This is a genomic window from Streptomyces sp. NPDC056948 (assembly GCF_042674225.1).
In the GTDB taxonomy this organism is placed as follows: domain Bacteria; phylum Actinomycetota; class Actinomycetes; order Streptomycetales; family Streptomycetaceae; genus Streptomyces; species Streptomyces purpurascens.
The window spans coordinates 1-3037 of the sequence record NZ_JBHUQX010000679.1 but is presented as its reverse complement, the minus strand read 5'-3'; the positions used below and the strand labels follow the sequence as shown (position 1 = coordinate 3037).

Sequence of the window (3037 nt, the reverse complement as noted above, 5' to 3'; positions counted from 1 at the left end):
CTCAACACGGACTTCCACCGAGCGCTCGCCGCAGCAACCGGATACCGCATTTTCGGTGAACTGACCGAGCAGCTGCTCATGACCATCCGGCGCTATCGCATCGTCGCGCCGACCGATCCGGTCAACTGGCGTGCCGTGATCGAGGAACACGACGCCATCATCGATGCTTTGCGCACCGGCGACCCCGCCGCGGCGGCCGAAGCGGCGCGCACCCACACCGTGTCGCAGGCGCGCCATGAGGTGGAGAGCGCCTGAGGGAGTCCGGGCATTCCGGAACGCGCTGATCCCCGGGGACGTGCGGTCCCCGGGGATACGCGTGGCACCGAGCCTGTCGGAAGGCTGAATCGGGGCCGTCGAACGGACCGAACCGAACCGGTCAGTGGGGCAGTCCGACGGCTCGTTCGCCGCTACGGCGCTGCTGGATGACGACGGCCACCACCAGCAGGGCGCCCTGGGCCACGTTCTGCCAGAAGGAGTTGATGCCCTCCACGGTCAGGCCGTTCTCCAGGCAGCCGAGCAGCGCGACGGCGAGGAGGGTGCCGCCGATCCCGCCCTTGCCGCCCTTGAGGGCGCAGCCGCCGAGAGCCGCCGCGGTGATCGCCTTGAGTTCCAGGCCCTCGCTGCCGGAGACGGGCTGGCCGGAGCCGGTGCGGGCGGTCAGCAGAACGCCGGCGACGGCGCACACCACGCCGATGAGGGCGTAGACGAAGACCAGGTACTTGTTGATGCCGATGCCGGCGAGGCGGGCAGCGGTGTCGTTGCCGCCGATGGCATAGAGGTTGCGGCCGATGTCGGTGTACTTGAGCAGCAGATGGACCGCGAGGGCGGTGACGACCAGGATCCAGACCATCACCGGCAGCCCGGCGATCTTGCCGCGGCCCAGGAAGACGAAGACACCGTCGTTGAGGACGTAGCCCTGGGCCCGCCCGTCGGACAGCAGCTGCGCGAGGCCCTTGTAGGCGGCGAGTCCGGCGAGCGTCGCGATGGTGGGGTTGACCCGGCCGTAGACGATGACGATTCCGTTGAGCAGACCCACCAGCAGGCCGACGCCGATCGCGGCCAGCATGCCGACGAAGGCGTTGGAGCCGGTGGTGGTGAAGACCATGGCGCTGACGACGGAGGCCACGCCGACCTGGGAGCCGACCGAGATGTCCAGCCCGCCACAGATGATCACGACGGTCTGCACGATGGCGAGCAGCCCCGTGATGGTGGCGGCCTCCGCGATCACCTGCATGTTGGACAGGCTCAGGTAGTTGTCGTTGAGGAGGCCGAACAGGACGAGTACGAACACCAGGGCGCCGATGAGGCTGACGTTCTGTCCACCGAGGCCCGCGAACCGCCTCGGCCGCGGGGGCTCGGGGGTTTCCGCGTTCTTGATGTGCGGGGAGGTGCCGGTGATGCTCATGAGGATGCTCCAGAGGCGTCGGCGCCGACGATGTCGTCCGCCATCGCGAGGGCGAGTATGGATTCTTCGGTGGCTTCGTCGCGGTTGAGTTCGCCGGTGATCCGGCCTGACTGCATCACGACGACGCGGTCGGCGAGACCGAGGAGTTCGGGCAGCTCGGAGGAGATGACCAGCAGAGCCACGCCCTCCCCGGCCAGGTCGGCGATGATCTGGTAGATCTCCGCCTTCGCGCCGACGTCGATGCCGCGCGTGGGCTCGTCGAGGATCAGCACCTTCGGCTTACGGGCCAGCCATCGCGCCAGCACGACCTTCTGCTGATTGCCTCCGGACAGCTTGCGCACCTCGTGCTCGATCGAGGGGGTGCGCACCCGCAGCCGGTCCACGTACTGCTGTGCCAGCCGCCGCTCCGCGCCCCGTCGCACGAAGCGGAAATGGCGCAGCCGGTCCAGGACCACCGTGGAGGTGTTGTCGCGGATCGAGCGGTGCAGGAACAGAGCCTGCGCCTTGCGCTCCTCCGGGGCCAGGCCGAGACCCGCCCGGATGGCCTCGCCGGGCCTGCCCGGCCGCAGGTGCCGGCCGTCCAGGGTGATGACGCCGCTGTGGACGGGCAGGTCACCGGCGAGGGCCAGGGCCAGCTCCGACCGTCCCGCCCCGATGAGCCCGGCCAGTCCGACCACCTCGCCGGCGTGCACCCGGAGGTCGATGCCGGTGACGTCGTCGGTGGTGACCCCCTGGACGTCCAGGACCAGGCGGCCGGGGGTGACGCGCTCGCGGGAGAACATCGTGGTCAGATCGCGGCCGACCATGAGGCGTACGAGTTCGCCCTCGTCGGTGGCGTGTGCGTCCTGGACGCCGGCGAGAGCGCCGTCGCGCAGTACGGCGATCCGGTCGGCGAGCTGGAAGATCTCCTGCATCCGATGGGAGACGTACACGACCGCGATGCCCTGGTCCCGCAGCCGGCGGATCAGTGCGAAGAGCGCCTCGACCTCGTGCTCGGACAGCGAGGAGGTCGGCTCGTCGAAGGCGATCAGCCGCGCCTGCGTGTCTCCCGTCAACGCCCGCATGATCTCGACGAGTTGACGCTGTGCCGGAGTGAGCTGGGAGCCCAGCAGCCCGGGATCGAGGACGCCGGCGAACCCGAGCCGCTCCAGGTCCGCCTCGATCCGGCGGCGCAGTTCGGCCCGGTCGAACCGCCGTCCGCGCCGACGGGGCAGTGAGCCGGCGTAGACATTCTCGGCGACCGAGATGTGCGGGATGATCTCCGGCTCCTGCGGGATGATCCGGATGCCCGCGGCGCGGGCATCGGCGGGGGAGTCCAGTGCGACGCGCTCGCCGTCCACGACGACCTGGCCCTCGGTCGGCTGATGGTCACCGGTGAGGATCTTCAGCAGGGTGGACTTCCCGGCGCCGTTCTCGCCCATCAAGGCGGTGACCCTGCCGCCGGGGAAGTCGATCGAGACGCCGCCCAGCGCTTGGACGGCGCCGAACCGTTTGACCACCCCGGCCACGCCGACGGATGCCGCCGGGGACGGGGCCGTGGCAGGACCGCCGGCGAGGCTCAGGTGGTTGTTCGGATCAGGCGCTCTGGTCATGTGTCGGTTCACCTCGAAGCCGTCGTGCGGTGGGCAAGGG

The 3037-nt window shown here is 69.8% G+C and carries 3 protein-coding genes; 1 reads left to right on the top strand and 2 read right to left on the bottom strand.

Annotation, left to right across the window (positions count from 1 at the left end; translation table 11 throughout):
- Positions 1 to 255, top strand: a 255-nt coding sequence (locus tag ACFTZL_RS43410) for an FCD domain-containing protein (RefSeq protein ID WP_382595707.1), incomplete at its 5' end; no start/stop codon positions are given.
- A gap of 121 nt (positions 256 to 376) precedes the next feature.
- Here the strand turns inward: ACFTZL_RS43410 and ACFTZL_RS43405 are convergent.
- Positions 377 to 1405 carry an ABC transporter permease gene (locus ACFTZL_RS43405; RefSeq protein WP_382595704.1) on the bottom strand — a complete coding sequence of 343 codons (1029 nt, stop codon included), beginning with the start codon at positions 1403 to 1405 and terminating at the stop codon, positions 377 to 379.
- Positions 1402 to 2997, bottom strand: a complete 1596-nt coding sequence (locus tag ACFTZL_RS43400; RefSeq protein ID WP_382595701.1) for a sugar ABC transporter ATP-binding protein — start codon at positions 2995 to 2997, stop codon at positions 1402 to 1404. The genes ACFTZL_RS43405 and ACFTZL_RS43400 overlap by 4 nt, the downstream gene beginning before the upstream one ends.
- Positions 2998 to 3037: the final 40 nt, after the last annotated feature.

What these genes read in the sequence shown, in the direction of transcription:
- ACFTZL_RS43405 (WP_382595704.1), bottom strand. Translation starts at nt 1,405, where the DNA reads ATGAGCATCACCGGCACCTCCCCGCACATCAAGAACGCGGAAACCCCC.
- ACFTZL_RS43400 (WP_382595701.1), bottom strand. Translation starts at nt 2,997, where the DNA reads ATGACCAGAGCGCCTGATCCGAACAACCACCTGAGCCTCGCCGGCGGT.